This window comes from Nocardia amikacinitolerans, from assembly GCF_900215415.1.
Taxonomy (GTDB): Bacteria; Actinomycetota; Actinomycetes; order Mycobacteriales; family Mycobacteriaceae; genus Nocardia; species Nocardia amikacinitolerans.
Map to the genome: position 1 here is coordinate 453690 of NZ_OBEG01000004.1, position 26964 is coordinate 480653.

Here is a 26964-nt window from a genome sequence, read left to right on the forward strand (position 1 = left end):
CGTCCGGTTAAGTTAGTTGTTATTCTCGTCTCAATTCAGCCCGCCCGTGCGGTCGGCCACCCCGGCGGACGCTGTAGGCGGTCCGAGAGGAGTACGTGGCATGACCACCGGTGCACAGGCGCTCGACGAGCCGATCAGGTCGCGGCGCAACCACTGGAACAACCAGATCGCCGCCCATGCGCAGATGCGCCCGGACGCGGTCGCCCTGCGGTTCCGTGGTGTGGACACGACGTGGCAGCAGCTGCACGAGCGCTCGCAGAAGTTCGCCGACGCGCTCGCAAGGCGCGGCATCGGGTTCGGCGATCGAGTCCTCATCCTCGCGCTGAACTACCCCGAATACATCGAAGCGGTCTTCGGCATCAACGCGCTCGGCGCCATCGCGGTGCCGGTGAACTTCCGGCTCACCCCGCCGGAGGTCGCCTACATCGTCGGCGACAGCGGGGCAAAGGCCATCGTCACCGACACCGTCCTCCAGCCGCTGGCCTCCGCCGTGCTCGCGCAGTCGCCCGTACTGGAGACCTGCGTCGTGATCGGCGGCAAGAGCGCGGAGGGCGTCCTCGGATACGACGACGTGTTGGCTGAGGAGGGGACGCCCCACACGCCGCTGGACATCCCGGAGGACACCCCTTCGCTGATCATGTACACCTCGGGCACCACGGGCAGCCCGAAGGGCGCCGTGCTCTCGCACGCGAACATGAACTCGCAAGCGCTGACCTGTATCCGGGCCATGAACCTCGGTCCGGAGTCCATCGGCTTCTGCACCTCGCCGCTGTTCCACATCGCCGGACTCGGCAGTCTCGCACCGTATTTCCTGCTCGGCGGCAAGACCGTGCTGCACCCGCTCGGCGCCTTCGATCCCACCGAGTTCCTCGACGCTGTCGAGAAGGAACAGGCCACCACCGCGTTCTGCGTGCCCGCGCAGTGGCAGGCCATCTGCGCCGAGCCCACCGTGAAGGACCGCAAGCTCGCGCTCACCATGCTCAGCTGGGGCGCCGCGCCCGCCTCGGACTCGGTGCTGCGCGCCATGGCGGAGTGCTTCCCGAACGCCGCCAACGTCGCGGTGTTCGGCCAGACCGAGATGTCGCCGATCACCTGCGTGCTGGAGGGCAAGGACGCGCTGCGCAAGCTCGGTTCGGTTGGCAAGCCGATCCCCACCATCCAGGCCCGCATCGTGGACGACGAGATGAACGACGTCGCGCCGGGCGAGGTCGGCGAAATCGTCTACCGCGGACCGACTCTCATGCAGGGCTACTGGAACAAGCCCGAGGCGACCGCCGAGGCCTTCGCTGGCGGTTGGTTCCACTCCGGCGACCTGGTCCGCACGGACGAGGAGGGGTTCGTCTGGGTGGTCGACCGCAAGAAGGACATGATCATCTCCGGCGGCGAGAACATCTACTGCGCCGAGGTGGAGAACGTGCTCTTCGGGCATCCCAAGATCCGCGAGGCCGCGGTGATCGCTCGTGCGCACGAGAAGTGGGGTGAGGTGCCGGTCGCCGTCGTCGCGCTGACCGACCCGGACGCCGAGCTCACCCTCGCGGAGTTGGAGCCGTTCCTCAACGAGAATCTGGCTCGCTACAAGCACCCCAAGGATCTGGTGATCGTGCCGGAACTGCCGCGCAACGCCAGCGGCAAGGTCGTGAAAGTAGAGCTGCGCAAGGATTATTCGTCCTGATCCGTGCGCGTCCGCCGATTTCCACGAACTGGGTGGTGGAAATCGGCCACACGCGCGGCGCGGATGCGTGAGGATCGAGGCATGGCGATCCCCCGCGTCCGCGCCGCCGTGTTGGCCCTGCATTGGCAGGTGAACATCGTTCGGCCCGAAGGGTTCTTCGGTCCGATGCTGGCCGGGCCGGTGGCGGCCAGCGGCGTCGTGCCGCGCGCGGTGGACTTCCACGACGCGGCCGCCAATGCCGATCTCCCGGTGATCTTCACCCGCTTCACCATCCCCGTCGGCGAGGGAGCGCTGGTGCGCAACACCGGTTTCATGCGGTCGGTGGGCGCGGCGCAGACCGAATTCCGCCCGGGATCACCTGGCGCGCAAGTAATCACGGAGATGAAGGACCAGCCGAGCGCGGTCTACGACAATCAGAAGCTCTCCGGGCTAGCGGGCAGCGCCCTGCCCGACTGGCTGACCGAGCGCGGCCTGGACACCTTGTTTCTCACCGGCGTCGCCACCAACCTCACGGTTGAGCAAACGGCCCGCCACGCAACGGATCTCGGCTTCACAGTGCACCCGATCGCCGACTGCGTCACCGCCGCCGACCCCACCGCCCACGAAGCCGCCCTCGCCAACCTCGAACTCGTCACCGCCGGCTGCCTGACCGCCACCGAAGCCCTCGCCCTCCTCCGCCGCTGAACACGCGATATGCGTTGAGCGACAATCATTCCGCCGTACGCGATGCTCATCGACAGACTCGATGGATTGAGCGCTGGACAGGCCTACGTCGCGGTGCGTTGCGAGGGAGTGCGCGTGGCCAGGCCGGGGCCGAGCAGCGTTTCCAAGCGCCGATAGGCCACCTCCGCCGGGATCGGCGGATCCGCGTCGGCGATCGCGCCGAGCGTGCCGGCCACGCCCCAGGACAGGAAGTTCACCATGGCCGTGAACTCCTCGTCGTCCATGGCGAAGCGCCCGGACAGTTGTTCGGTGAGCACCCGGCCGACCATGCCGCGGGTGGCGCGGAGCAGCTGACCGCCCGCCTTGCGGCCAAGCAGCGCGCGGTACACCTCGGGATTCTCCTCGGCCAGCTGGAAGAGGGTGTAGACCGGCGCGAGGGGAGCCGAGATCGGCGGCGCGGCGGGGTCCTCCGGGCGGGCGGCGGTGATGGCGGCGCGCAGGTATTCGGTGCTGCTCACCAGCAGCAGATCGTCCTTGTCGCGGAAGTGCGCGTAGAAGGTAGAGCGTCCGACGTCCGCGCGATCGAGGATGTCGCGCACCGTGATTCGCTCGTAGGGGCGTTCCAGCAACAGTTCGATCAGCGCCCTGTGCAACGTCGCCCTTGTCCGCCGCACCCGGCGGTCGGTTGTCTCGTTCATCATCGATTCCCGCGTTTCCGGACGGATCGGGCGGTGTTGTCCCGAACCGGACGGATTCCGTGCTTCTGCCTCTGGTCGCCGCGGCGACCACCTCCGATCATGAACATATGTCCGGAAACGCACAACAGTCCACAAACGATCAGGCCGCCGAGATCGGCCTGCTCCTCACCCGCCCGCGCGGCTACCGCTTGGTCCGCTCCGCGTTCCTGCTCGGCCGCGGTCGCGCGCTCGACGCCGCACTCGTTGCCCGCAGCGGCGCCGCCCCCGGCGATCGCGTACTCGATATCGGCTGTGGCCCCGGTGATTTCGTTCGGAGGCTGGCAGTCCGCGTCGGCCCGCAGGGGGAGGTCGTCGGCCGCGACCCGTCACCGCGGATGATCGCCTACGCCACCGCGCACACGAAACAGCCGAACTGCCGTTTCGAGCTCGGCCCCGCGCAAACCCTCGACCAGCCCGACGCCTCGTTCGACCTAGTGACCTGCACCTTCGTCATGCACCACATCCCGGAGACCCAGCGCCGAGCCGCCCTCGCGCACATGTACCGGGTGCTGCGCCCCGGCGGCCGTCTGCTGCTCGCCGACACCCACCCGGCCGGTCGGGTCCTGCCCGCGGTGATCCGCACGATGTCGCGCTTCGCGGCGCACCGCACCGGCGACGCGGCCGGACAGCACGCCGACCCGCTCGCCGCCATCGACATCCGCCGCTACCGAGAACCCTTGTCGGCGGCCGGGTTCCGCTCGATCGAGTTCGAGACGGTCGCACCGATTGCCGGAGTCCTACTCGCCACGAAGTAATACAGGCGCGGCCGGATCCACCCACGGCGAAAGCGGGAGTGCGAAGTACGGACGCAGCCCGCGCACGGCCGGAGCGAATCGCTCAGATCATGTTCTTCGCGGTCATCCAGCGCATGGTGAACCAACCGCAGAACACCGGCAGCCAGCAGGTGAGCACGCGGTAGAGCAGCACCGCGGGCACGGCGATGTTCGCGGGTAGGCCGAAGGCGGCCAGACCGCCGATCAGTGCCGCCTCGACGGCGCCGACGCCGCCGGGGGTCGGCGCGGCCGAGGCGAGCGTGCCGCCGATCATGGTGACGATCGTGACGGTGACGAACGTGGTGCCGCCGCCGAACGCCTCCACGCTGGCCCACAGCGCACCCGCCATGCCGAGCGTGATGGCGGCGCATCCCGCCACGATGGTGGCGAACCGCTTCGGGTCCCGTGCCAGCTGGCCCAGTTCGCCGAGCACTTCCTGCAGCTGGGGACGGACCGAAGTGTTCAGCCAGCGCCGCAGTTTCGGCACGAACATGAAGGTGCCGATGATGCCGACGCCGACACCAGCGGCCAGATAGATGACGAGCGGGTCCGGCACGAAATGCGAGAGGTCCGCCGAGGTCCCCGCCACGATGCTGAACAGGATCAACAGGCTGACGTGGGTGATCACCTGCACCGCCTGCTGCAACGCGACGGCCGCGGTGGCCCGCACCGCGCCGAGCCCGCTCTTCTGCAGGAACCGCACGCTCAACGCGAGACCGCCGACGCGCGCGGGCGTGGTCGTCGCGGCGAAGGTGTTGGCGATCTGCATGACGACCAGGTTGCGGAAGCTCGCCATGCCGGACGCGCACGCCCACAGCGCGGCCGCGGCGCCGATGTAGGTGAGGCTGGAGACCGCGAGCCCCAGCAGCGCCCACCACCAGTTGGCCGTCCTCAGCTGGGTGAAGAAGGTCGGGACCTGGCTGATGAACGGGTACGCCACGTAGACGAGCCCGATCAGTAGCACCAGCTGAATGATCTGGTTGCGGGAGAACCGGGTGATCTGGTCGGCCTCGATCCGATCCTTGCCGGTCTGCTCGCGCACCTCGTCGCGGGTCTCGGAGACGATCGAACCCCACTCCGGAATCGAGACCCGGATACCGGACGGCATGGCCGACTTGGTGAGGCGGCGGGTCGCGGTGAGCACGGTCTGCTCGCCGAGCGCGTCGATGGCGGCGCGCACCGCGGATTCCTTGCCGTAGATCGCGGCTGTGGTGACCAGCAGCTGCGCGATGTCGGACTGGATCTGGGTGTCCGACGCCCCGAACTCGGCGTTGCCGAAACCGCTGAACAGCACGGCGTCCTCGGTGACCCGGATGTCGTCCGGACGCAGGTCGCCGTGCGCGATCCGGCCGGTGTGCAGCGCGTCGAGCGCCTTCCACACCGTGGGCAACCGGTCGATCGGGGTTTCGGCGATCGAGGCGCCGCCGGAGTCGGTATGCGCGTACAGCATCCAGCCGCGATCCAGCGCCGCCACCGCGATCACCTGCTGACCGGCGAGCTCGAGATCGCCGGCGGCGATCGTCATCAGCGCCCGATGCTCGACGGCTCGGTGCATGGAACCATGCAGCGCACCGGTCTCGCTGCTGCGGAAGGTCAGCCAGCGCCAGAGCATGCGTAGCGCGCCGTGGCTGCGCTGGTTCTTGCCGTACATCTCGACAGTCAGCTCGCGCTCCGGACCGGTCACGGCGGTGGCGAGCACCAGCGGACCCGACCCGGCCGGTCGCACCACGGTGAATCCGGTGACGGTGTGCCCGCGTTTGGCGAGCACCCGCACCGCGGCGTCCAACGGCACCTCCAGCGCCGGGGTGCCGACCACCCAGACGATCACCGCGCCGACCAGCCACCCCACCGCGAGCCCGAACATCGCCCGCGCGGGCACCACGGTGCTGACCACCAGATGGATCGGCGCGAAGGCCAGCAGCAGGAACCACCACCAGCGCCGGGGCTTGGTCGGCAGCCACGGGCTGGAGACCGTCAGCACCGCGGCGAGCATGGCGATCCAGCGCGGGTCGTCGAGGAACTGGGAGAGGAAGGTGTCCAGCCGATCGGGCACCTGCAGGTGCCACTGCGGCGCGGAGATGCCGGTGCCGGTGATGGAGAGCAGCAGCCCCGCGACCAGCCCGGCCGCGGCGTAGCCGGCGAGCAGCTTCCACGCCCGCCCGATGATCAGCTCGATGAGGATCGCGAACGGCAGGATGAGGATCGCGATGCCGTAGATCAGGTAGACCAGGTTGGACTGGTCCGGGGTGAGGAAGTCGACGATCTCGGAGACCGACCGTTCCAGCGCCAGCCATTCCGGCCGGGTGATCACCGAGGCCGCGATCACCACGCCGAGCCACAGCGCCGCCAGCATGACCCGGACGATGTCCGTGGTCCGCCGGATCAGCGGCTGCAGGAGACTACCCGTTACCGGGATCTCCCGCCCGTCGACTCGCATGTGTTCACCCTGCCAGAGGCGGTGCCGCGGCGGCAGGGCGGGCTCAGCTGGCGACGACGCTGTACACGCCTCCGGTCATCGCGCCGGTGTCCAGCTCGAGGATCGCCTGCAACACCTTCTCCGTCGGCACCCGGGCCGGGAAGCTGTCGGGAGCCACCGCGTTGGCGCGGACTCCGAACTCGGCGAACTCCGCGGCAAGGTGCCTGGTCAAATGGTTCAGCGCCGCCTTGGACGCGGCGTACACCGCCTGGCCGCCGGGATAGACGTTGGAGCCGGACAGGCTGGAGACGTTGACGATGTTCCGGTTGCGCGCGCGGTTGCCGTCGATGTCGTGCATCCAGCCGCGCTGCGCCAGTCGAGCCGAGAGTCGCAGCGGCACACCGACGTTCAGCGCGAATTGAGGTTCGAAGTCGTCGATGGCGGAGTCGCCGTCGACGATGCCCTGCGGATGCAGCCGCAGGCTCGCGGCATTGTTGACGAGCAGGTCGACGCCGCCGAACTTGGCGAGCGCCAGATCGATGACCCGGTCGACCTCACCCGGCGCGGTGAGATCGGAACGGATCAGGAAGACCCTGGATTCGTTCTCCGGCACCGTGCCCCGAGGGTCGAACGGATCGACGAACCACTCGTGCTGCGAGGGCGTCGCCGGGATGCGGGTGCCGCAGACGGCGACGATGTCGTAGGCGGTGTAGAGGGCGCGGCAGAAGGCGTCGCCCAGGAGGCCGCCCGCGCCGGTGAGCAGGCAGACCCGCCGGTTACCACTGGACAATGCGGTCTCCTCCCCAACGCTGGATCGCGTCGTCCTTCGGCCGGTGCAGCCACATCACGATGCTGTTGCGCGCCGCTCGGTTGTAGCCGAGGTAGGTGTGCCAGGAACGCGGCGAGCACTCGAACAGCACCATCGAGTTGTCCAGCGGCGGCACCGCGAGCGTCGGCGCCGGGTCGGCGATGTTGGCGTACAAGCCGGTCTCGCCGCCGTCGCCCGGCTGCCATCCCGGATTGCCCAGATAGAACAGCACCGCGACCGCGCGCACCGTCTCCCGCGCGGTGACGCCGTCGGACTTCGCCCCCGTCTTCGTGTCTACGCTCGGGTCCGGTAACCGCACCTCGCCGGGGCCGGGGGCGGGACCGGAGAACCACGCCGGATTCAGGTCGTTGTGCGGCCAGCCCGCCGGGCTGTCCGGCGGATGGTGGTGGATCGACCCCTCCACGTCGCCGGTGACCTCCACCCCGGCCACCGACGCGATGAGGTCGTGCCATTCCCGCGAGGTGAACAGCGCGAGCGGTCCGTTGCGCAACTCGGCCAGCGGGATTCCGCTGGCGCTGTAGTTGGTGGCCACCTTCGAGAACGCCTCCGCTCGCGCGGCGCGCACCCGTTCGTACTCGGCGGCGAGTCGCTGGTAGAAATCCTCGACGAAGACGTCGCGCACATACACGTGCGGAAACGGCTGCGACCGCCGGATCCAGCGCCGATGCGCGAACAACTCCGTGAACCACGCGGGCGCCTGACTCACCGTTTCCCCTGACAACGTCACTCCCTCCCGGACGAACACGCCGATCTTATTGCCTTCGTCCGCCGAATTTCGAGCGGCCGGGATTCCACAGCGGGACCGGTCGCGAGAGGATCGACCGGTGGCTCGTGATCTTCGCATCTGCTTCGTCGGTGACTCGTTCGTCGCGGGTGTCGGCGATCCCCGCTGCCTCGGCTGGGCCGGCCGTCTCGGCGCCGCTGCCATGCCGTTCACCGGGTACAACCTCGGCGTGCGGCGCGAGACCTCGGCCGACATCGCCGCGCGTTGGCAGGCCGAGTGCACGCCGCGGCTGCCCGAGGGAACCGACGCCAGGGTGGTCTTCTCGTTCGGCGTCAACGACACCGTGCTCGAAAACGGTTCGCCGCGGGTGGATCCCGACGAATCGGCGGACAACCTGACCGGACTGCTTGCGCACGCAGCCGAACGCGGTTGGCAGACAATGATCGTCGCCCCACCGCCCGTCGACGACGAAGCCCACAACGCCAGGACCGCCCACCTCGACGAGCGTTTCGCCGAGATCTGCGCCGCGGCCGGAGCGCCGTACGCCCGCGTGCACCACGAACTGCGCGCGAACCAGGTGTGGATGCGGGAGGTACGCGAAGGCGACGGCGCGCATCCCGGCGCGGCCGGTTACGACGCGGTCGCGGAGCTGATCATGCCGGTCTGGCTGAAGTGGTTGTCCCGCTGAGCGTTTCGGAGTTCAGCGACCGATAGTCGTAGTCGTCCAACGGAAAGCGGCGATTGCCGCGCCGGGCCTCGAAGAATCCGGACGGGCGCACATAGGTCGTGTCGCCGCGCGAGTTCCGGTAGTAGGTCGGCACGTGTCCGTTGAGTTCGGCCAGGTAGTACCGCAGCGCCGCACCCCTGCGATGGATGTCGCGGTGGTAGGCGTCGTGCCGGGAGCGCTTCACCTCCACCGCGGTCGCCGCGCGCCGCTTGGCCTCGGTGATCGCGCGGACGGCGTGGTCGGCGGTCATCTCGACGAAGGCGTGCCAGCCGCTTCCTGTCCACGAGTACGGCCCAACGAGAGTCCAGCGGTTGGGTAGACCCGGTACCGAAACACTCTGGTAGGCGTAGCACGGGATGTCCACGCCGAGGCCGGGGTAGTGGTTCTCGTGCCAGCTGCCGCCCACCTCGTCGGCGCGCTCGAGCACGACGAAATCATCGATGCCCGCCCTCTTCAGCTTCACGCCCGCGGCGATACCGCCCGGGCCCGCCCCGATGATCGCGACCTCGAATTCCGGTCGCTCGACGGGACGCGGGCTCGCTGCGCTCGACACGACTTACCTCCGTTGGTAGGGCTGAACACCGCTGCGGACGAAGTCCGTCCACAGTCCGCGCACGGCCGGAGCGGACGCGGAGGTACGCACAACCAGCGCTGCCGGAGAAATCCGTCCTTGGACCGCGCACGGCCGGAGCGAAGGCGGAGGTACGCCTACCGCGAGAGTAGCAGTGTCCCAGACGGGAATCCAGCGCGATCTTTCCGGACTTCGTGCAGGTCAACCCAGGGAAACCTGCGCCGAGTCGGCCGCGCGAAGCAGGGAGATCGGGGCGGGAGCAACCGGCGGGGCGGGCGCCGGGCCGCCTCCAGCTCGCGGGGCCCGCCGCGGAAGACCGCGCGCACGCAGTCCTGCGCCAACTCGTCGAACCCGTCCGGCGGCCAGACCGCGCACGCCCCGAAATCGACGACGCCGAGCCTGCCGTCGGGCAGCACCCGGAAGTTGCCGGGGTGCGGATCGCCGTACAGCAGACCGCTGCGCGGCTACATTCGGTGATCGCCGCGAGCACGCCCTCGACGTCGGCGCCCGGCAGGAAGACATTGGCAAGCGCGGAGAATCGGCGCAACTGCCCGAGATCGCCCGCCACCGCCGCGCGGCCGCCGGGATACATCACCTTCACCGCGACCGGCGTCCCGTCGCGCCAGACCGCGCGGTGCACCTGGCCGATCGAGGCGGCCGCCGCGCGGCGCTCGTCGAATTCCCGGAAATGCCAGCGCCAGTCCGGTCCCATGCTCGCCGTCATGGCGGCGTCCACGGCGGCGGGGAGCATGGCGGGCGCGGCGTCCTGGAGGCGGCTCAGCGCGATCCGGTAGGGCTCGGCGAGTTCCGGTGCGCACCATCCGTCGGCACCGCGAAAAGGCGTCTACCTCGGGATTCGGTGCCCGGGGGCGCAGGCCGACGGCGAATGGCCATGAATCACCTCACACTGTGCACGGATCAGTGTTACACAGGTGCAGTCTCGCACAGCAGGGCTTAGACTGTCTGGGACGTATCGGGAAAACAGTCGAAAGGTGGCATCCGATGGGATCCCAAACGGTAGTCGCCGACGTTGCCGACGAGTTGGCGCGCCGGGTTGCCGCGGGGGAATATCAGCCGGGGGATTTGATGCCGTCGGTCCGCCAGGTCGCCGAAGAATTCGATATGAATCGCGCGACCGCGCAGTTGACCTTGGGCAGGCTGGAATCGTATGGATTCGTCGAGGCGCGTCGCGGTAAGGGTTTCACCATTCGCGATGTGCGGGAGGCGGGCGGCCTCGACGTGTACCGCCATCTGTTCCGCTTCTCGGTGCCGATGCCCGACGTTGCGATCGAGATGTTCCACGACATCGTCGACGTTCAGCGCGGCATCGTCATGGAAGCGTTGCTCGCCTACACCGCGAGCGAACAGGAGATCGACCCGGCCGAGCTGAAGGCGGCCATCGACGAACTGGAAGCCCTTGCCCGCCTGGAGGTTCCGGACTATCGCCAGATCCTGGCGATCGAGGTCGCTCTGGTCCGGCGTTTGCTGACCGCCCTCGGGCTCAGCATGCAGCGGGCGATCATGAACACCATCGGCGAAATGGTGCTCGAGGTGCCCGAGGCGATCGAGGCGTACTTCGCGGGCGCCGCCGACCTGCACGTCCTGGTGTGGCGAGCGCTCGTCGCGGTCTGGGAATCCGGCTCCGGCCCGTCGGAGGCGCAGCTCGCGCTGTTCGAGGACCTGTTCGGGATGTACCACGACAAGGTCATCGCGCGATTCGAGGAACTGCTCGGCGGCGGGGAAGCCGAAGTCGAGGACGCGCACGCGGCGACCGCCTGATTCGGGGAAAACGTACAAATCAGACTGTCTGAGTCCAGCCCTTCCGGGCGGTCGCGCGATTCGCGGCTCTTCGGCGACTTGGTCACTTGTTCATTACGTATCTCGGCATACTGCGTCTGAGACAGGTATTCTGAGTCTGGCTGGACGGCGTCGCCGACGCGCTCGGGGCTACCGCCGCCGCTGTCCCATCACGGGGAGGCGTGATGGGTGCGGCCGGATCCTCGACGGCGCGCGGCGACCCGCGGACTCGGCGCCGCAGCGCACGGCGTCGGGCCGTCCCGTCATCGGACTGGCGGGGGCGGGTGTGCCTACTCGTGGTGTGGATCTCCGGGGGAGTGCCTACCAACGGAAAATACGGCTTGCAGGTCTGCCGGCCCCGCACAAGTGCACGTGTCGGTGACTGCTTGCCGAAGCGGGCAGGCCGACCGAACGATTTGCCAGCGAATTGCCGGAGTCGGTCGTACCGTTTTCGTCATGACCGAGCCAGCAGAATCGCTGCCCGCCATACCGCTGGAATCCTGGCGTCCTACCAAGGACACGCTGCACCGTTTCGCCCAGGTGGTCGGCAAGGTCGCCCTGGCGAAGGGCATCCGCCGCAACCACTGGTGGCACATGACCTTCCGGCTGACCGCCCGGGGCTGGACCACCGTTCCGCTCGGCACCGCACGCAACGGGCCGGTCTTCACCTGCTCCTTCGACTTCTTCGACCACGTGCTGCGCATCGCCACCGATCGCGGCGTCGAGGTGGAGATCGACCTGCTCCAGCAGTCCGTCGCCTCCTTCTACACCGACGTGATGGGCGGACTCGGCGACCTCGGCATCCAGGTCGTCATGCCGCACCCGCACCCCTTCGACCTGCCCGACTCCGACCGGTGGTTCGAAGAGGACACCGACCACGCCGCCTACGATCCGGACAAGGCGCGCAGGGCTTTTCGCGTGCAGAGCCAGGTCGGGCGAATACTGGAGGAGTTCAGCGCCACCTACTCCGGCAAGATCAGCCCGGTCCAATTGTTCTGGCACACATTCGATATCGCGGTGCAGCGGTTCTCGCCGCGCCAGATCGAGATGCCCGCGACGGTCGATTCCGTTACCCGCGAGGCCTATTCGCGCGAGGTGATCAGCGCCGGATTCTGGTTCGGCGACGACAAGGTGCCCGAGCCGACCTTCTACTCCTACGTCGCGCCGGAACCCGACGGGCTCGCGGACCGGGCGCTGAAGCCCGCGGGCGCGCGCTGGGTCGCCTCCGGCTCCGGCCATTCCGCGTACTACGCCTACGACGACGCGCGCCGCACCGGCGACCCGGTGGGCGCGGCACTGGAGTTCTTCCAATCCGTCTACGCCAACGGCGCCGAGCTCGCCGGATGGGATACCGACCGGCTGGCCTGCTGGGGCGGCATCACCGATCCGGTGCTCGAACAGAAAGCGGCGCGCTGGCCGGAATGGCCCGCGTGATCAGCCGTTGAGCTTGTTGAGGCGGTCGCACGCCTCGACGTACTCGTTGATCAGCCGCTGGACCACATCGGCGGAACGCTCCACCTTGGTCATCATGCCGACCACCTGACCGACCGGGTTGAAGTTGACGTCCTTCGCGGCCTCCGGGTACCGGTGGCCGCGCTTGACGCCGTCCAGCGCCACCATCATCTGCAGCGGCATCGGCAGCGGGTCCGGGGTGTCGGCCGACTCCCACGCGTCGGTCCAGTCGTTGCGCAGCATGCGGCACGGCTTGCCGGTCCACGAGCGCGAGCGCACGGTGTCGTGGCTGCTCGCGTCGATGTAGGTCTGCATCTGCGCGGGCGGCACGTTGGCCTCCTCGACCGTCAGCCACAGCGAGCCGGTCCACGCGCCCGCCGCGCCCATGGCCATGGCAGCCGCGACCTGACGGCCGTCGCCGATGCCGCCTGCGGCCAGCATCGGCATATCGCCGATCGCGTCGATGACCTGCGGCCAGAGCACCATGGACGAGATCTCGCCGCAGTGCCCGCCGCCCTCGGTGCCCTGGCAGACCACGAAGTCCAGGCCTGCGGCCTTGTGGTTGAGCGCGTGCTTGACCGAACCGCACAGCGCGCCGATCAACCTGCCGGAACCCTGGATCTGCTCGATCACGTCCGCGGGCGGCGTGCCGAGCGCGTTGGCGACCAGCTTGGCCTTGGGGTGCTTCAGGATGACCTCGATCTGCGGGGCCACCGTGGTCGCGGTCCAGCCGAGCAGCTGGTTGTGATGCTCCTCCGCGGGCAGGCGCGGGACGCCGTGATCGGCCAGGATCTTCTCCGCGAAGTCGCGGTGGCCCTGGGGCACCATCTCACCGAGCTTGGCTTCCAGCTGCTCGGGGGTCAGGTCGTCGATGCCCTTGCCCTCGTACTTGGAGGGAATCACCAGGTCGACGCCGTACACGCCGTTGACGTGCTCGTCCAGCCAGGCGAGCTCGACCTCGAGCTGCTCGGCGGTGAAGCCCACCGCGCCGAGGACGCCGAGCCCACCGGCATTGCTGACCGCGGCCGCCACGTCGCGGCAGTGGGTGAAGGCGAAGATGGGGAACTCGATCCCCAGCCGGTCGCAGATTTCGGTACGCATCGGGTGCTGGTCTCCCTTACCTACGCCGTGACCGGATCGCAGCGGCCGCGGACGTTCTAGAACGGGTTACATAGTTGCCGCGCGGGTTTCGCCTCGCGGGCGACGGACTGCCGCCCCGACCGGCCGAATCCGCCGAACACCGCGGGTATCGCCATGCCGTGGCGGCGTCGTCATCGACCGGTGGGGGCACCATAGCTCGACAGTAACACGTTCTAGTTTTGTCGCGGTACCCCTTCCTCGGGCGGGGCTAGATCGCGTTCTCCAGCTCCGCGAGCGCGCCCTCCAAGTGGTCGAGCATGCGGTGCAACTGCGGCACGCTGCGGCGGCAGCCGACCAGGCCGAAGTCCAGATTGTCGGCGTTCGAGGTGAGCGTGATGTTCACGGCCTGGCCGTCGAACGGGATGGAGAGCGGGTAGATGGCGTCGAGCCGGGCGCCGTTCCAATACATCGGCTCGCGCGGACCGGGCACGTTCGAGATGACGATGTTGAACGGCGGGCTGGTCCACGGGATGAGCGCGGGGATCAGGTTCAACGCGATCGGGCTGACCATCAGCGCCGAGAGCGCCATCGACTGCACCGGCGAGAGCTCGCTGTAGACCTCTTTGCTCTTCTGCATCGACTCGCTCACCGTCCGCAGCCTGGCGATCGGGTCCGCCAGATCGGTGCCGAGGTTGCACAGCAGCGCGCCGACCTTGACGCCGTTGGTCTCGGTGTCGTCCGGCGTGCGCAGCGACATCGGCACCATGGCGATCAACGGCTTGTCCGGCAGCGCGTCGCGCTCGGCGAGGTAGGTGCGCAGCGCGCCCGCCGACATCGCGAGCACGACATCGTTCATCGTCGTGCCGGTCGCCTTGCGCACCTGTTTGATCCGCTCCATCGGCCAGGAGCGAACGACCGAGCGGCGAGCGCCGCCGATGGGCACGTTGAACATGGTCTTCGGCGCCTCGAACGGCAGCGTCACCTGCTGTTCGCGCAGCGCGGTGCGCGCCGCACGGAGCAGCGGCGAGGCGGAAGCGGCGGCGGAGACGAGAGTTCTTGCCGCGCCGAGCAATCCGGAATTCGACGGCTCCTTCTTGCGTCCCGAGCGGGGCAGGTTCCACGGCACCCGCGCCTCGGTCGACGTGGGGTCGTCGGTCAACGTGCGCTGGAGCAGCCGCTGTGCCGAGACGCCGTCGATCAAGCCGTGGTGCATCTTCGAATAGAGTGCGAAGCGGCCGTCCTTCAGACCCTCGATCAGGTGCACTTCCCACAGCGGACGGTGCCGGTCGAGCAGCGAACTGTGCAGGCCGGAGGCCAGCTCGATCAGCTGCTCGTGGGTGCCGGGAGCGGGCAGCGCGATGCGGCGGACGTGGTAGTCCAGCTCCACCTCGTCCTCCAGCGTCCAGGCCAGCTGTGGCGAGCCGAGCAGATTGGCCGGGCGCTTGCGGAAGGTGGGGTGAATCTCGCGGCAGGACAACAGCTTTTCGTGGGTCTCCCTTGCGAACTCCGGACCGGCCCCCTCCGGCGGTTCGAACAGCTGTAGCGAGCCGACGTGCATCGGGTGCTCGCGGGATTCGGCCAGCAGAAACACGGCATCAACCGGTGCGATGAATTCCATGTATGAGTCGCCCCCTGACGACGGTGGAGATCTTGTGCAATGAACAATCGACCACGTTGTCGGGTGGGACGCACCACAGAAACCTACGCACCCGTACCAAACCTACCCGGCGGTACCCGGGAGCGTGCGCCGAATCAGCGCACCGGCTTCGCAACCATCAGGTATGCCTGATCGAACCGCTCGTCGGGGTCCGGCGCGCGGACCATTCTGGCGATCTCCGTGAAGCCCGCTTCGCGCACCAGTCCGGCAAGCCGGTCAGGTGACCAACGGTAGGCCCGAGTCACCTTGTGATCGAAGGCGAGTACGGTGGCCGCGGCATCCGCCGCCTGGAATGCCAGCAGTGCGTGCCCTCCAGGCCGGAGTACCCGGTAGAACTCGTTCAACACGTGCGGCACCCGCTCCGGCGGCAGGTGGATGATCGAATACCAGGCGACGAGTCCGGCCAACGCGCCGTCCTCGATGGTGAGTTCCTCCATCGATCCCACCTCGAAGCGCAGGCCCGGAAACTCGTTGCGCGCCAGTTCGATCATGCGCGGCGAGAGATCCATGCCGAAGACCGGGACGCCGAGTGACTTGAGGTGCCCGGTGATTCGGCCGGGGCCGCAGCCGATGTCGGCGACCGGCCCGGAACCATTGGCCCGCAGCCGTTCCGCGAACGCGCCGAGCACCGCGCGGTCGAAAGGCTGGGCCGCCAGATGTCCACGGAAGAGCCCGGTGTAGAGCTCGGCAATGTCGTCGTAGGCCGTGCGGGTGGCGTCGACATCGGCATGGGTCAAACCGGAACTCCTTTGCGCGAAAGGTGTCTCATGGCGTCGCGGAGAGCGCGGGGTCGTCCTGCGGAGCGGCGGCGCGAGACTGCCGTGTTCCGAGGAACGATCCGAGCACTACCAGCGGGAATCCTATCGCCATCCCCGCGGTCAGCGGCTCGTTCAACAGCGTCACGCCGAGCACGATCGCGACCGCCGGGTTGATGTAGGTGATCACCGTGGCGCGCGCCGGACCGACCTCGCCGATCAGCGCGAAGAACAGCAGGAACGCCGCCGCCGTGCAGACGATCGCGAGGCCGAGCACCGACAGCGAGGCATCAGCGGGGAAGTGCTCGGGCCTGCGCAGCGCGGCGAACGGTGCGTAGAGCACCGCCGCGAGCAGCAGCGAGGCGGTGACCACGCCCATCGGCGGTAGATCCGCGAGCGAACGGTTGATGACGATCGGGCCGACGGCATAGCCGATGGTGGTCAGCACGATGGCGCCGATCGCCGCCGGATTCGACAGGTCCACGTCGAGGCCGACCAACGCGGCGACGCCCGCGAAGCCGACGACCAGGCCCAAAAGCCTTCGCGCGTCGATCGTTTCGTGGCCGAGGCGGGACACGATCAGCACCGCGATCAACGGCACCGCAGCGATCAGCAGGCCGACGGTGGAACTGTTGAGCGTCGTCTCGGCGTATCCGATGAGGAACCACGGACCCGAGATCTCCACCAGTGTGTAGAGCAGCAGCGGTCGCCAGCGTCGGAAGACCGGGCGCAGCGCGTCGGTGTACAGCGCGATCGGCAGCAGCAACAGGCCGCCGATCAGCGTCCGGCCGAACGCGACGAACGCCGGGTCGAAGTCCTCGACCGCGACCGCGATCATCGCGTACGGCACACCCCAGATCACGCCCATCGCCAGAAACAGCAGCCAACCGCGCTTGCTCATCGCGCCGTCTCCCGAGCCGTCGCCGCAGATTTCATGCTCTCGCTCGCTTTCGATCCACGAGGAGCCTAGCGGGTGATCCCATGATCCGACAGATCCGATTTCGCTGGGCGACCGGTCTTTTCGGTACGTCGATTCCTTTGGGTTCCGACGCCGGTGTATCGCGCAATAGGGCGGCGCGGCAAAGACTTTCGCGAGCATCCGCCGATCAGCGACCGAGTAGGCGGATCGCGCCGAACCTGACCGGTACGCGGTTGGGTCAAGTGCGTGGGGTGCCCCACAGGTTGCGCAGGAGGATCCAGGCCTGATCCGGGTCGGGCGTCCGGCCTGCTTTCATCTCGGCGGCGCCCCAGCCGTCGACCGCTCGGAGGACGGCGGCGGTGGCGGCGACGAGGAGGTTGCGGTCGGTCTCGACGGTGATGAGCCCGATGGCGATTCCGTTCGCGACGAAGTCGGCGATCCAGGACGTGAACGCGCCCTGTTCGCGCAGCAGGAAGGCCGGATCGATCAGGGCGAGGTCGGCGGGGTGCGTTTCGATGTGGGCGCGCAGCCGCTGCTCGACGGTCTTCAACTGCGCCCAGAACTCGGCGTTGTCCGCGACCTGCCGCCACGTGCCGAGCACCTCCGCCAGGCGGGCGGCGACGTCGTCGAGTGCGGTGTAGAGCAGGTCTTCGCGGCCGTCGAAGTAGTTGTACGCCGAGGATTTCGAGATGCCCGCCGCCGCGATGATCTGGTTGTAGGAGGCGGTTTCCACGCCGTCCTCCGCGAAGATCCGCTGCGCGACATCGAGGATGCGGCGTTGTTCGTCGGCGGGTAGCCGGGTGAAGCGGGGGAGCGGCATGCACACATCCTAGGACCTAGTCGTTCGCACCTCTAGTGTGTACCATCGGTACACACCGACATTCTGAAAGGTGGGAGCGGCTATGGCCGACGCCGTCATCGAAACGATCGGACTGCGCAAGCGGTTCGGCGACTTCACCGCCCTCGACGGGCTCGACCTGCGGGTCGAGGCGGGCGAGGTGCACGGATTCCTCGGGCCGAACGGCGCGGGCAAATCGACGACGATCCGGATCCTGCTCGGGTTGATCCGGTCCAGCGGCGGCACCGCGCGCCTGCTCGGCGGCGATCCGTGGCGCGACGCCGTGCGGCTGCACGACCGCATCGCCTACGTCCCCGGTGACGTCTCGCTGTGGCCCGGTCTCACCGGCGGGGAATGCCTCGACGTGCTCGCCGCCGCGCACGGCGGGTTCGACCGCGCCCGCCGCGACGCCCTCGTCGAACGGTTCGAGCTGGATCCGGGAAAGAAGAGCCAGGACTACTCCAAGGGCAACCGGCAGAAGGTCGCGCTGGTCGCGGCGTTCGCCTGCGACAGCGAGCTGCTGATCCTGGACGAGCCGACCTCCGGCCTCGACCCGCTGATGGAGCAGGTGTTCCAGCAGACGCTGGCCGAACGCAAGCGCGAGGGGTGCACCGTGCTGCTGTCGAGTCACATCCTCGCCGAGGTCGAGGCGCTCGCCGACCGGGTCAGCATCATCCGGCAGGGACGGACGGTCTCGACGGGGACGCTGGACGAATTGCGCCGCCACACAACGACTCACGTGCACGCCGTCACGACAGCACCGCCGGGATTGGACGACGTGCCCGAGGTGAGTGCCGTGCGCATCGAGCGTGACGGCGCCGGGTACGCGGTCTCGTTCGGCGTCGACGCCGGGCACGTCGGGACGGCGGTCGGCGCGCTGCACGCGGCGGGGTTGGTGTCGATCACCGCGAATCCGCCGAGCCTGGACGAGTTGTTCCTGCGCAACTACGCGTCCGCCGGGGACGTCGAGACGGTGGCGGTTTAGCGATGCGCGGATTCATGGTGATGGCGGGTGTCGGCTTGCGCGGCAGCCGTCGGCAGATTCTCTGTTGGGTTCTCGGACTCGCGGCGGTCTTCGCGGGGACCGTGTGGTCGTTGGACAGCCTGTATTCCACGCCGGAGGAGCTGGCGAGCTATCGGGCGGCCACCGAATCGGGCACGGCGTTGTTCGCGGTCAACGGCAGGCCTTACGGACTCGATGATCTCGGCGGTGTCATCGCGTACGAATTCGGGTTCATGAGCGCACTCGCCTTCCCGCTCATGGGAATTCATTTGGTGACGCGGATGACGCGGCGCGAAGAGGAATCCGGGCGGGCGGAGTTGTTGCGGGCCGGATCCGTCGGCCGGGTCGCCGGAGTCGCCGCGGCGGTCGTGCTGACCGGTTCCGCGCTGATGGTGGTTTCCGTATCCATGGTTGTCGCCTTGTTGGTGGCGGGACTGGAATTGCCTGGCGCCCTGCTCTATTCGGCGGCGCTGTTGTCGCTCGGCTGTTGCTTCGCCGCGATCGCGGCTATGGCGGCGCAGGTGGTCGCGTCGGCGCGAAACGTCCTCGGAATCTGTCTCGCCGTGTTGATCGCGGCATTTCTGCTTCGCGGCATCGGCGACGTGCGCGGCAACGGGCTGGTGTGGCTTTCGCCGATCGGCTGGGCGGAGCAGACGCGCCCGTTCGGCGCGGCGCGATGGTGGCCGGTGCTGCTGGCGCTGGGTTTCGCCGCGGTGCTTTTCGGCGCGGCCTGCTGGATCGCGGGGCGCCGCGACCACGGCGCCGGTGTGCTCGCCGCCCGTCGTGGACCGACATCGGCGGCACCGATATTGCTGCGGCCGTTGGGCTTCGCTCTGCGCAGGCATCGCGGCGGCATCGTCGCGTGGAGCGTGATCGGTGCGCTCGTCGCCATTTCGTTCGGTGCGCTCGCCGACGCGATCCGCACCGTGATGGCGGACAACGCCGCCCTCCAGGACGTCTTCGGCGGCGGCAGTGCCGATCCGGATGCGTACCTGTCGTTCGTCGTTGTGCTGCTGGCCTTGATCGTCGCCGGATTCGCGGTGCAAGGGGTCGGCCGGATCGCGGAGGACGAGCCGGGCGGTCGGCTGGAACCCGTTCTGGCCGGGCCGGTTTCGAGGTCGCGATGGTTGTCCGCCGACGTGCTCACCGTCGCGTGCGGCACCGTCGTGGTCGCCGCGGTCAGCGGATTCGCACTCGGCGTGAGCGACGCGCTGGCGGTGGGTGATTCCTCGGCCGTGCTGCGCCTGACCCTCGCCACACTCTCGTACCTACCGTCCGTCTTCGTACTCCTGGGACTCGCCGTTGCGCTCTACAGCATTCGCCCCGCCGCGTTGTCCGCGAGCTGGGCCGCCTTCATCGGCGTAGCGCTGATCGCCACCCTCGCCGACACCCTCCGCCTCCCCCAATGGACCCGCAACCTCTCCCCACTGGAATGGGTCGGCCGCACTCCATCCGAACCCGTCTCCCCCTTGGCCCTGATCACCTCCGCCACGCTAGCCGCCATCTTGATCGCCCTGGGCCGCAACGGCTTCAACGCCCGCGACATCCCAACGCGCAGCGGCCCAGGCCTGCTCCGAACGCTGCGAACCGTACGCCTGTCCCGCCCGGCGCCCACCCATATCCCGTCCTAACCCGCGCCCCGACCCACCACCACCCTCGCAGCCCCGCTACACGCCTCGCAGACCTTGCAACCTCTGCGAGGCGTCAAACCCCCTGCGAACCCGACCTGCACGCGCCACCCACAACCGCGGCACACATGCGCGTCCCACACACCTTTCACACGCCTCACACAGCCGGTGCCTATGCGAGGCGTCGAATGCCTATGTGGCGCAGCGATACTGCCCGCCGAGTCGGATCGTCACCCGCCGGTCGGCGACGCCATCACGACGACCCGCCGTGCGGACCCGCTGGTGCGGACCGCGTCGGCTTCGCACCTGTAACGTGTTTCACTTCGGGGTCGGGTAGCGGTCCGGAAGGGGTATCGGCGCAATGGTGAGTTTCTTTGTCAGGCAAGGCGATCAGCTGGTGGCTGCGAAGCTGGCGGTCAGCCCGTGGGCACCGACCAAGCTGAGCGGGACCGGCGTATGTGGCCTGCTCGCTCGTGAAGTGGAAGCCCACTGCCCCGACGGCTTCGTCCCGGCTCGGCTGACAGTGGACCTGTACCAGCCTGTCGCCAACGCACCGTTCGAGCTGCGCAGCAGGGTGGTTCGGCGAGGTTCACGGATCGCCGTCGTCGACGCCGCCATGGTGCAAGACGGCCACGAGCGTGCTCGGGCATCGGTTGTCTTCCTGGCCACCGGCGCCGAGCCCCCAGGGCAGGTGTGGCGTGCGATCCAAGACCTGCCGATGCCTCCGGAGGGCTGCGTGTCCCCGGAGGGTTCGCCGCCGTTGTTCAAAAGCGTTGAGCGCGAATGGACTTCCGACTTCGCGGCGAATCAGAACGCCGAACGCAAGGTCTCCTGGCACAGCCTGCCGCCACTGGTTGCCGGTGAGCCGATCACCCCGTTCCAGCGGGCCGCGATTCTCGGCGACGCCACCAACCACGTGTGCCACTGGGGATCCGAAGGCGCCGGCTACATCAACGCCGATGTCACCGTATCGCTGTCTCGTCTCCCGATCGGCTACGAACTCGGGCTTCGCGCCGACAACACCATCGCCGCCGATGGCATCTCTGTCGGCAGCGCCACCCTCTACGACCGCACCGGCGCGGTCGGCACCTGCGTGGTGACCACTCTGTCCAACGCACGCCGCCAAATCGACTTCGCCACTGCAACCGCCGAGCCCACCCCGGGACCGCGCTGACCGCGGTCGGGCGCGCCATCCCACACACCTTTCACACGCCTCACACAGCCGGTGCCTATGTGACACGTCGAATGCCTGTGTGGCGGGCTGAGCGATTGGCCCACAACGCACAACGCCTTCGCGATCGACGATCGTGAAGGCGTTGTCGGGAGATGTGGGCGGCTGTTCGGTGGCCGCCACATCGCCGGGCTACCGGGTGGCCGTGGTGGTCGGCGCCGGGGTCGTGGTGGTGGGTTGGGTTGTGGTCGGCTGGGTGGTGGTCGGGGTCACGGGCTCGGCCGGTGCCACGGTTTGGGCGGGGGCCGCGACCGAGGTCCGCGCCTGCGGGTTCGCGGTCTCCGGAGCCGTTGTGGTGCTGGAGGTTTCGGACGTGGCCGGAGGCGTTGTGGTCGGCGCAGTGGTCGTCGGTGCGACGGTGCTCGTCGTCGACGTGGTGGTCGGCGCGGTGGTGGTAGTGGTCGGCGCGGCCGAGGTCGTCGTCGTGGTCGAGGCGGACTTCGGCTTCGTGGCCGACTCCACCGCCTCCCGCGCGGCGGCGAAATCGGTGGCGTCGGGCTCGGAGGACTTGTCGATCGTCTCGCCCGCCTGCGCCTGCTTCGCCAGATGGGTCAGCCACGCGGCCGCGTACTCGGCGGAGGTCAGCGGCCTGCCTTCGCCCGGGTTGGCGTCGCGCCAGTAGTCGAAGTGGTGGCCGGTGTGGTCCGGTCCGAGCGTCAGCTTGTACGGGTCGCTCATGATCACCGGGATGGTGTTCTGGTTGGTCACGACGAGACCGATGATCTCGTTCAGCACCTTCTGCGGCAGGTAGGCCAGCGGCGACATCTGCTCGGTCGAGATCGAGTCCGCCTTCGCGGGCTCCTTCGGCTGCTGACCCGGCTTGTACTCCGGGTCGGAGACGCGCAGCAGGACCTCGAGGAAGGTCTCGTCGCTCGCCATCCAGTTCGGCTGCGACGCGATGTCCGCGAACGCCGCCATCGCGATCTGTCCGAGGACCACGGCGACGTCCATGCCGGTGGTCGGGTTGAGCCCCTCGCGCTCGAGCTGGTCGACGTTGATCTGCCTGCCCACGTTCACGACGAGCTGCAACAGCGAGATGTTCTCCGGAGCCGCGCAGGTCAGGTCGCCCTCGGAGCAGAACGACGCGATCTTGCCGTTCAGCTTGCCGAAGTCACCGCTGGTGCCGGGCAGCGCGCCCTGGCCCGAGACCGGCGTCCTGCCGTCCTGATACTGCTGGTCGAAGCCGTCCGGGTTGCTGAACGGATCTTTCGAGCCGGGGAACGGCCCGTCGCCGGCCGAGCGGCCCGAGTCGGCGAGGATGACGACACCGAGCACGTCGTCCGGATCGACGATCGCCGGATCGCCCTCCTCCTGGTGGCCGATGTTCATCGCCACGCGGCGGACCACGTCGGCGCCCTCGCTGTAACCGACGATCGAGAACTTGGTGTCCGGGCAGGCCTGCGCGATCTCCCGCATCACCTGCTGGGTGTTCGCGACGCCCGCGTTGACGGCGTCCTCGTAGGTGGCCATGTTCGCCGGATAGGCGATGTAGACCGCGGCGTAGGAGCCGGGCTCGACGTCGTCGGCCGGAGCGTTCACGACCGGGTCGACCCAGCGGCTGTTGTGGTCACCGGCCAGCGCGGCGGGCAACTCGTTGCCGTTGGCGTCGACCAGCAACTTCGTGGTCCCCGCCGTGGGAGTGTCGCCGCGACCGGCGACCGAGATGGTCACCATGTCGTGGCACTCCGTGACCGAAGCCCTGAGCTGTGTATCCGCCGTGTGCGGCGGTGAATTGATGGCGAACGACGCGGCGACTATCGCCGCCACGCCGAGAACTGCTGGTGCGGCAACGGCCGAAGCGATGCGATGCCGCGCGAAGAACTCGCGAAAAGCCATGTCCCGATCCCATTCCAGTACCGACAGGTGGACAGGCCCCCCGACGGGCCATGTGTCACCAAGCACGTCGCGCTTCGACCGGCGAGCGTTACTGTGATCGATTCCGCACGGACGCCGACCCAGCCGGGGCGACAGCATCTTCGGGCAGATCCATGGTCACCTCCGGAAGCGGTCCGCGCGGGTCGATCGCGGCGGTATATTCGACAGGCTCGAGGCTCGTAGTTCGACCAGAAGATGGGACACCATTCGGACAGCTACGAAGGAGAGTTGCCATGGCCGACGCCACGCAGATCTTCGCCGAAATCGATCTCGATGATGACGGCTACATTTCCGTCACCGAGCTGAAGGAATACCTCAACCGCACCCGCTCGACCAGCGATGCGGCCAGCTCCAGGTATTTCGGGTTGCTCGACAAGAACAAGGACGACCAGATCAGCTTCGAGGAATTCGAGAAGTCCTACCTGGCCGGTCGCTAGGCCGCATCGCAACGAAGCCTGCTCAAGGCTATCGCGAAGAACGCCTGGCCACGGTCGGTTTCGGGTCGGCCGGAGCGATGCCTGCGCCGCACCGTGTCCGGATCTCCCCGCCGACCGTGGCCTCGGGTGATGGAAACGCCGCCGCGATAGCCGGTCTCATCCACCGACCTCACGCCTCGAGTCCGCGATGAGCTCAGCGGACTACCCGGCGGCCGCGGCCTCCCGGATCGCCTGTGCGGCCGCGGTCGGGGTGTAGCCCTCGGGGACCCCTTCGACCATGATGATGTCGCCCTCGATGTGCCGCGAACGGAGCGGCGCGATCTCCCGGTACGCGGCCGAGTCCCACCAGGTCCGCGCCTCGTCGATACCGGGAAATCCGATCATCACCACGCCCCCTGGCCAACTGCCCTCCTTCACCTCGTGCTGCGTGGCGTGCACCAGGTAGCGTCCGCCGTACGGCTCGAAGGTTCCGGGCAGGCGTTCGATGTATTCGGCGATCTCCGCATGCGGCGCCGCGTCCTGCAGGTGGGCGATGACATAGGCGGGCATGGGCGTCCTTCCGGTCCAACATCTTTCGTGATACCGCAAGCGTGGCACGAGAACGGACCGAGATCGATTACCTGACAGGTAAGCGCTCTTCTCCCCAACGATCCCGGTGTTCTCAGGTCTGTCGTAGCGGCTGGTATTCCCCGGCGTCGAGTCCGAACGTCCACGCGACGCCGGCGCGGGCGGTCTCGGTGTCCGGCGGCACCCGCAGCCAGTAGGTGCGGCTGGTGCCGTCTGGTTCGGGGGTCGAGTTGATCACCTCCACCATCACGACGTCCTCGTCGCCGTCGAGTTCGATGCGCCAGAGCACGCCGGTCTCGTCGCGGTGGATCGGTCGCGCGCCGGATTCGTCGAGGTAGCGGTCGTAGCCGTAGTACTCGAGCATCACTCGGCGCAGTTCGGCGTTCTCCTCGGCGCGGATCCGCTCGGGGGTCAGTGCGCGCAGGTCGTCGAGGAATTCGGCGGGGATCGGCATGCCGCGCCAGGCGAACAGGGCGAATCCGTCGGCGTAGGCGAGGGCTGGGCCGTCTCCGTTGTCGAGCCGCCCCGCTTCGTCGCGGTGCAGTGCGGTCGGCCGCTCGCTGATCACCGCGATCTTCTCGTAGGGCCACCACCAGCCCGCCTCGCGGGCGACGCTCGCCGCCGCCGCCAACGGCTCACCTGCCTCGGTGCCGAACGCCGACAGCCACGCGGCATCGTGCTGACCGAGAACGGCGTCGAGCAGTAGCAGGCGAATCGCGTTCCGCTCCTTACGGTTACCGCCCACCTCGTCGATGACACCGGCCCGGATTCGATCGACCACGGCGGCGGTCAGCTCCCAGAGGTCCGCGCCGGTCTCCCTCCAGTGCGCACTGAAACCCGTGTGGCCGAGTTCGGCGTTGACGCGGGCGCGTTCGGCCGCCAGCGGAGCGTTGCGCAGCGCCTCGCGGACCGATGCGCCGGTGTCCTGCGCGGCCCGCAAGATCCGCACCGCCTCCAAGGGCGAGCGTGCCCACACGATGGTTTCCGGCGTATCGAGCCCGGCCTGTCGGTAGGCCGCCCGCACCGCGTCCTCGGCCGCCGCCCGGTCCCCGGGCCCGGTGGCCGCCGACACCGACCGCCATTCGTCACGCTTCGTCACACGCTCTCTCGATTCGGTTGTCATCGAACGCCTTTCAGCGCGGTCAGTCGGCAACGACACGGACCGAGCCGGGCACGTACTCCCGCTGGCGCACCACCCGGAACCACCCCTTCGGCAACGTGATCGCCGCGTGCTCCTCGTGGACGACACGTCCACCCTCCGGCAGATGCAGCAGCATCGGTCCGGTCGCACCGGCTGCGCGGATCAGCCTGCCCGGACCCTGCACGGCGTGCGCGTGTCCGGTGACCTCACCGAGTGCGAGCACCAACCGCCCGCGCGGATCACGCGCCACCGAAGGTGCGTGCAGAAGTTCCTGCGGTACAGCACTTTCCGCAAGAGGTGCGATCAGGACATCGCCTTGCCGGTACATGAAGTTCCTCCCGTCACGGCGTGAGTTCGGCGCCGTTGCCCCGAGACCGTAGCGACGGCCACCGACAAACCGCCCGGCTCGCCCCGCTGTCGGTGCGGCTTGGTAGAAACCTCGTGACGATCACGGCACTGCCAGAAGGGGCGGGGACATCACATGACCATCGGCGACCATTTGCAGGAGTTCGGCGGCCTGCCCGCCTTCGCCTTCCCCGATGCCCCAGCAACCGACGCGAAGAGGAAAAAGAAGCCGAAAAGCGTTGCGCTGCCGGAGCCGGATGCGGTCGCGTGGCGACTGAGCGTGGAAACCTATGACGCACAGGAGACATGGCCGGAGTGCTTCGCGCGCTTCGTCGGTGCGGTCGATACGACGAAGGTCACCGCGTTGATCGTCGGGACGTGGCAGGACGTGTACGACAACGGGCCCGGCGAGGTGATCGAGGCTCTGTGCGCCGCCAAGGACCGGCTGCCCGCGCTGCGCGCCCTGTTCCTCGGCGACATCGTCATGGAGGAATGCGAGGTCTCCTGGATCAACCAGGGCCTGGTCACCCCGCTGCTCCAAACCTTCTCCGACTTGGAGATTTTCGGTGTTCGCGGCGGTCAGAACCTGGAGTTCCCGGCCGTGCGGCACGAACGCCTGCACACTCTCGTCGTGGAGAGCGGCGGCCTGCCCGCCGACGTCGTACGCGGCATCGGGGCCTGCGACTTTCCCGCGCTCACGCACCTGGACCTGTGGCTCGGCACGTCGGAGTACGGCGGAGATAGCGAGGTGGCCGACCTCGCACCGATCCTGTCGGGTGACCGCCTGCCCGCGCTGAAGCATCTCGCCCTGCGCAACAGCGAGACCCAGGACGACATCTGCTCCGCCCTCGCCGCGGCGCCCGTGGTGGCCCGGCTGGAGAGCCTGGACGTCTCGATGGGCGTGCTCACCGACGACGGCGCGGCGGCGCTGCTGTCCGGTCAGCCGTTGAGCCACCTGAACTCGCTCGACATGCACTACAACTACCTGTCCGACGAGATGCGTAATCGGCTGCGCGAGACCCTGGAGCCCGCCGGCGTCCGCCTGGATCTCGACTCCGACGACGCCGAGGAAGACAGCGACGAGGACGACGGAACCGTCTGGCGGTTCGTCTCCGTCGGTGAATGAC

General features: G+C 68.3%; 26 protein-coding genes and 1 pseudogene. 11 read left to right on the forward strand and 16 right to left on the reverse strand.

Annotation, left to right across the window (positions count from 1 at the left end; translation table 11 throughout):
• Window positions 1-100: 100 nt before the first annotated feature.
• Both fadD5 and CRP45_RS20415 read left to right on the forward strand, forming a co-directional pair.
• Window positions 101-1672 carry a fatty-acid--CoA ligase FadD5 gene (gene fadD5 / locus CRP45_RS20410; RefSeq protein ID WP_097246387.1) on the forward strand — a complete coding sequence of 524 codons (1572 nt, stop codon included), beginning with the start codon at window positions 101-103 and terminating at the stop codon, window positions 1670-1672.
• Between the two features lie 81 nt (window positions 1673-1753).
• Entirely contained in the window at window positions 1754-2356 is a 603-nt protein-coding gene (locus tag CRP45_RS20415) for a cysteine hydrolase family protein (RefSeq protein ID WP_097246388.1), read from the forward strand.
• Window positions 2357-2439: 83 nt separating this feature from the next.
• Here the strand turns inward: CRP45_RS20415 and CRP45_RS20420 are convergent, their stop codons facing one another.
• Entirely contained in the window at window positions 2440-3033 is a 594-nt protein-coding gene (locus CRP45_RS20420; protein ID WP_097246389.1) for a TetR/AcrR family transcriptional regulator, read from the reverse strand.
• Window positions 3034-3140: 107 nt separating this feature from the next.
• Here CRP45_RS20420 and CRP45_RS20425 point away from each other — a divergent pair, with 107 nt between their 5' ends.
• Entirely contained in the window at window positions 3141-3827 is a 687-nt protein-coding gene (locus CRP45_RS20425; RefSeq protein WP_097246692.1) for a methyltransferase domain-containing protein, read from the forward strand.
• 82 nt (window positions 3828-3909) lie between these two features.
• Here the strand turns inward: CRP45_RS20425 and CRP45_RS20430 are convergent, their stop codons facing one another.
• From CRP45_RS20430 to CRP45_RS20440, 3 genes are read right to left on the reverse strand one after another with little or no spacing between them, the layout of a single operon-like run.
• Entirely contained in the window at window positions 3910-6282 is a 2373-nt protein-coding gene (locus CRP45_RS20430; RefSeq protein WP_097246390.1) for a lysylphosphatidylglycerol synthase transmembrane domain-containing protein, read from the reverse strand.
• A 43-nt stretch (window positions 6283-6325) separates the two neighbouring features.
• Window positions 6326-7051 carry an SDR family NAD(P)-dependent oxidoreductase gene (locus tag CRP45_RS20435; protein WP_067786739.1) on the reverse strand — a complete coding sequence of 242 codons (726 nt, stop codon included), beginning with the start codon at window positions 7049-7051 and terminating at the stop codon, window positions 6326-6328.
• The gene (locus tag CRP45_RS20440) at window positions 7038-7796 is read right to left on the reverse strand and encodes a 2OG-Fe(II) oxygenase (protein ID WP_245910262.1); all 759 of its coding nucleotides are present in this window, start codon (window positions 7794-7796) and stop codon (window positions 7038-7040) included. The genes CRP45_RS20435 and CRP45_RS20440 overlap by 14 nt, the downstream gene beginning before the upstream one ends.
• A 118-nt stretch (window positions 7797-7914) precedes the next feature.
• Between CRP45_RS20440 and CRP45_RS20445 the strand changes: the two genes are divergently transcribed.
• On the forward strand, window positions 7915-8502 hold the full coding sequence (locus tag CRP45_RS20445; RefSeq protein WP_097246392.1) for a DUF459 domain-containing protein: 588 nt from the start codon (window positions 7915-7917) through the stop codon (window positions 8500-8502).
• Here the strand turns inward: CRP45_RS20445 and CRP45_RS20450 are convergent.
• From CRP45_RS20450 to CRP45_RS34675, 3 genes and pseudogenes are all read right to left on the reverse strand, one after another.
• Entirely contained in the window at window positions 8468-9094 is a 627-nt protein-coding gene (locus CRP45_RS20450; protein WP_143861488.1) for an NAD(P)-binding protein, read from the reverse strand. The two genes, CRP45_RS20445 and CRP45_RS20450, sit on opposite strands and share 35 nt — an antisense overlap.
• Window positions 9095-9249: 155 nt before the next feature.
• On the reverse strand, window positions 9250-9528 hold the full coding sequence (locus CRP45_RS34670; RefSeq protein WP_245910263.1) for a hypothetical protein: 279 nt from the start codon (window positions 9526-9528) through the stop codon (window positions 9250-9252).
• A gap of 119 nt (window positions 9529-9647) precedes the next feature.
• A pseudogene (locus tag CRP45_RS34675) lies at window positions 9648-9863 on the reverse strand (AarF/UbiB family protein); the annotation flags it as partial.
• 251 nt (window positions 9864-10114) lie between these two features.
• Between CRP45_RS34675 and CRP45_RS20460 the strand changes: the two are divergent.
• Window positions 10115-10891 carry a FadR/GntR family transcriptional regulator gene (locus CRP45_RS20460; protein WP_097246393.1) on the forward strand — a complete coding sequence of 259 codons (777 nt, stop codon included), beginning with the start codon at window positions 10115-10117 and terminating at the stop codon, window positions 10889-10891.
• 474 nt (window positions 10892-11365) lie between these two features.
• Window positions 11366-12343, forward strand: a complete 978-nt coding sequence (locus CRP45_RS20465) for a DUF5996 family protein (protein ID WP_097246394.1) — start codon at window positions 11366-11368, stop codon at window positions 12341-12343.
• Here CRP45_RS20465 and CRP45_RS20470 read toward each other — a convergent pair whose 3' ends face one another.
• The 5 genes from CRP45_RS20470 to CRP45_RS20490 all read right to left on the reverse strand — a co-directional run bounded on the left by CRP45_RS20470 (window position 12344) and on the right by CRP45_RS20490 (window position 17592).
• On the reverse strand, window positions 12344-13462 hold the full coding sequence (locus tag CRP45_RS20470; RefSeq protein ID WP_067786751.1) for an NAD(P)H-dependent flavin oxidoreductase: 1119 nt from the start codon (window positions 13460-13462) through the stop codon (window positions 12344-12346). It lies immediately after the preceding gene.
• Window positions 13463-13709: 247 nt separating this feature from the next.
• A complete protein-coding gene (locus tag CRP45_RS20475; protein ID WP_097246395.1) occupies window positions 13710-15059 on the reverse strand; it encodes a WS/DGAT/MGAT family O-acyltransferase in 1350 nt (449 codons plus the stop codon).
• A gap of 134 nt (window positions 15060-15193) precedes the next feature.
• Entirely contained in the window at window positions 15194-15835 is a 642-nt protein-coding gene (locus CRP45_RS20480; RefSeq protein WP_097246396.1) for a class I SAM-dependent DNA methyltransferase, read from the reverse strand.
• Between the two features lie 28 nt (window positions 15836-15863).
• Window positions 15864-16754, reverse strand: coding sequence for a DMT family transporter (locus CRP45_RS20485; RefSeq protein WP_097246397.1), 891 nt, complete (start codon window positions 16752-16754; stop codon window positions 15864-15866).
• A gap of 256 nt (window positions 16755-17010) precedes the next feature.
• A complete protein-coding gene (locus CRP45_RS20490) occupies window positions 17011-17592 on the reverse strand; it encodes a TetR/AcrR family transcriptional regulator (protein WP_097246398.1) in 582 nt (193 codons plus the stop codon).
• 82 nt (window positions 17593-17674) lie between these two features.
• On the opposite strand from CRP45_RS20490, the gene CRP45_RS20495 reads away from it, so the two are divergent.
• The 3 genes from CRP45_RS20495 to CRP45_RS20505 all read left to right on the forward strand — a co-directional run bounded on the left by CRP45_RS20495 (window position 17675) and on the right by CRP45_RS20505 (window position 21415).
• Window positions 17675-18595 (forward strand): ABC transporter ATP-binding protein, encoded by a 921-nt coding sequence (locus CRP45_RS20495; protein WP_097246399.1) that lies wholly within the window; start codon window positions 17675-17677, stop codon window positions 18593-18595.
• Between the two features lie 2 nt (window positions 18596-18597).
• Complete coding sequence (locus CRP45_RS20500) at window positions 18598-20244, forward strand: ABC transporter permease (protein WP_097246400.1); 1647 nt, start codon at window positions 18598-18600, stop codon at window positions 20242-20244.
• Between the two features lie 394 nt (window positions 20245-20638).
• The gene (locus CRP45_RS20505; RefSeq protein ID WP_245910264.1) at window positions 20639-21415 is read left to right on the forward strand and encodes an acyl-CoA thioesterase domain-containing protein; all 777 of its coding nucleotides are present in this window, start codon (window positions 20639-20641) and stop codon (window positions 21413-21415) included.
• A gap of 189 nt (window positions 21416-21604) precedes the next feature.
• Here CRP45_RS20505 and CRP45_RS20510 read toward each other — a convergent pair whose 3' ends face one another.
• Window positions 21605-23308, reverse strand: a complete 1704-nt coding sequence (locus CRP45_RS20510; RefSeq protein ID WP_097246402.1) for a cutinase family protein — start codon at window positions 23306-23308, stop codon at window positions 21605-21607.
• A 272-nt stretch (window positions 23309-23580) separates the two neighbouring features.
• On the opposite strand from CRP45_RS20510, the gene CRP45_RS33930 reads away from it, so the two are divergent.
• Complete coding sequence (locus tag CRP45_RS33930) at window positions 23581-23784, forward strand: EF-hand domain-containing protein (RefSeq protein WP_179830938.1); 204 nt, start codon at window positions 23581-23583, stop codon at window positions 23782-23784.
• A gap of 201 nt (window positions 23785-23985) precedes the next feature.
• On the opposite strand, the gene CRP45_RS20520 is transcribed toward CRP45_RS33930, so the two are convergent.
• From CRP45_RS20520 to CRP45_RS20530, 3 genes are all read right to left on the reverse strand, one after another.
• Window positions 23986-24333: a DUF1330 domain-containing protein gene (locus CRP45_RS20520; RefSeq protein WP_097246404.1), complete on the reverse strand. Its 348-nt coding sequence runs from the start codon at window positions 24331-24333 to the stop codon at window positions 23986-23988.
• Window positions 24334-24445: 112 nt separating this feature from the next.
• A complete protein-coding gene (locus tag CRP45_RS20525; protein WP_097246405.1) occupies window positions 24446-25450 on the reverse strand; it encodes a DUF6745 domain-containing protein in 1005 nt (334 codons plus the stop codon).
• Window positions 25451-25493: 43 nt separating this feature from the next.
• Window positions 25494-25742 (reverse strand): hypothetical protein, encoded by a 249-nt coding sequence (locus tag CRP45_RS20530; RefSeq protein ID WP_245910265.1) that lies wholly within the window; start codon window positions 25740-25742, stop codon window positions 25494-25496.
• A gap of 231 nt (window positions 25743-25973) precedes the next feature.
• Here CRP45_RS20530 and CRP45_RS20535 point away from each other — a divergent pair, with 231 nt between their 5' ends.
• Complete coding sequence (locus CRP45_RS20535; protein ID WP_097246407.1) at window positions 25974-26963, forward strand: STM4015 family protein; 990 nt, start codon at window positions 25974-25976, stop codon at window positions 26961-26963.
• Window position 26964: the final 1 nt, after the last annotated feature.